Genomic DNA, 1977 nt, shown 5'->3' with positions numbered 1-1977 from the left:
CGCCCGGTGCCTCCCCCTGCTCCTCCCGGCTCGTGTCGACGACGACCTCGTACCGCTCGGCCCACGGCGGCCCCGGCAGGGTGAACTCCACCGGCCCCTCGCCCGCGTGCAGAACGGCCAGGAAACTGTCGTCCAGGATCTGCTCCCCGCGCTCGTCGCGCCCCGGGATGTCCCGGCCGGACAGATACATGCCCAGGGTGGCGGCGGGCGCGTACCAGTCCTGCTCCGTCATCTCCGTGCCCCGGGACGTGAACCAGGCCAGGTCGCGCAGGCCGTCCGCGGTCTGGGCCCGGCCCGAGAAGAACGCCCGGCGCCTGAGCACCGGGTGACGGTGGCGCAGCGCGATCAGCCGGGAGGTCAGCGCGAACAGGGCCTGCCAGCCCGGATCCTCCAGCAGCCCCCAGTCCAGCCAGCTGATCTCGCTGTCCTGGCAGTAGGCGTTGTTGTTGCCGCGCTGGGTGCGGCCCAGTTCGTCGCCGGCGACCAGCATGGGCACGCCCGTCGACAGCAGCAGCGTGGTCAGCAGGTTCCTGAGCTGCCGGCGCCTGAGCGCCCGTACGCCCTCGTCGTCCGTCTCGCCCTCGGTGCCGCCGTTGGAGGCCCGGTTGTCGTCCGTGCCGTCCCGGTTGCCCTCGCCGTTGGCCTCGTTGTGCTTGCGCTCGTAGGACACCAGGTCCCGCAGCGTGAACCCGTCGTGCGCGGTGATGAAGTTGACCGACGCGTACGGCCTGCGCCCGCCCCAGGCGTACAGGTCGCTGGAGCCCGACAGCCGGTATCCCATCTCGCGGACGTCCGGCAGGGCGTGCCGCCAGAAGTCCCGTACGGCGTCGCGGTACCGGTCGTTCCACTCCGTCCACAGCGGGGGGAACGCCCCCACCTGGTAGCCGCCCGAGCCCACGTCCCACGGCTCGGCGATCAGCTTCACCCGGCGCAGCACCGGATCCTGGGCGATGACCGCGAGGAACGGGGAGAGCATGTCGACGTCGTGCATGGAGCGGGCCAGCGCCGCCGCGAGATCGAAGCGGAAGCCGTCCACGCCCATCTCCGTCACCCAGTACCGCAGGGAGTCCGTGATGAGCCGCAGCACGTGCGGCTGGACCACGTGCAGTGTGTTGCCGCAGCCGGTGTAGTCGGCGTAACGGCGGGAGTCGTCCTGTAGGCGGTAGTAGCCGCGGTTGTCGATGCCCTTCAGCGACAGCGTCGGCCCCAGCTCGCCCGCCTCCGCCGTGTGGTTGTAGACCACGTCGAGGATGACCTCGATCCCGGCCGCGTGCAGGGCGCGCACCATCCGCTTGAACTCGCCGACCTGCTGCCCGGTCGTCCCGGAGGCCGCGTAGCCCGCGTGCGGGGCGAAGTAGCCGATGGAGTTGTAGCCCCAGTAGTTCCTGAGGCCCCGGCGCAGCAGATGGTCCTCGTGCGCGAACTGGTGCACCGGCAGCAGCTCCACCGCCGTCACGCCCAGCTTCACCAGGTGCTCGACCGCCGCCGGGTGCGCGAGGCCGGCGTAGGTGCCGCGCAGCTCCTCGGGGATGTCCGGGTGCAGCCGGGTGAAGCCCTTGACGTGCAGCTCGTATATCACCGAGTCCGCCCACGGCGTCTTCGGGCGGCGGTCGTCCGCCCAGTCGTCGTCATCGTGGACGACGACGCCCTTCGGGACGTGCGCCGCCGAGTCCCGGTCGTCGCGCACGGTGTCGGCGACATGCTGCTGCGGCCAGTCGCGGACGTGCCCGTACACCTCCGGCGGCAGACTGAAATCGCCGTCGACCGCCCGCGCGTAGGGGTCGAGGAGCAGCTTCGCCGGGTTCCAGCGGGCACCGGTCCACGGGTCCCAGCGGCCGTGTACCCGGTAGCCGTAGCGCTGCCCGGGCAGCACACCGGGGACGAAGCCGTGCCAGATCTCGTGGGTCAGCTCGGCGAGCCGGACCCGCGACTCCCTGCCCGACTCGTCGAACAGGCACAGCTCGACCCCCTCGGCCC

1 protein-coding gene is annotated in these 1977 nt (G+C 71.6%); it reads right to left on the bottom strand.

Features of this window, described 5'->3' with window-relative positions; all coding sequences use genetic code 11:
* Window positions 1-1977 (bottom strand): glycogen debranching protein GlgX (gene glgX, locus C1J00_RS42595; RefSeq protein WP_102914141.1); only part of this gene is annotated, 1977 nt, incomplete at both ends.

The sequence above is a fragment of the Streptomyces cahuitamycinicus genome (assembly GCF_002891435.1).
In the GTDB taxonomy this organism is placed as follows: domain Bacteria; phylum Actinomycetota; class Actinomycetes; order Streptomycetales; family Streptomycetaceae; genus Streptomyces; species Streptomyces cahuitamycinicus.
This window is presented reverse-complemented; position numbering and strand designations above follow the sequence as displayed.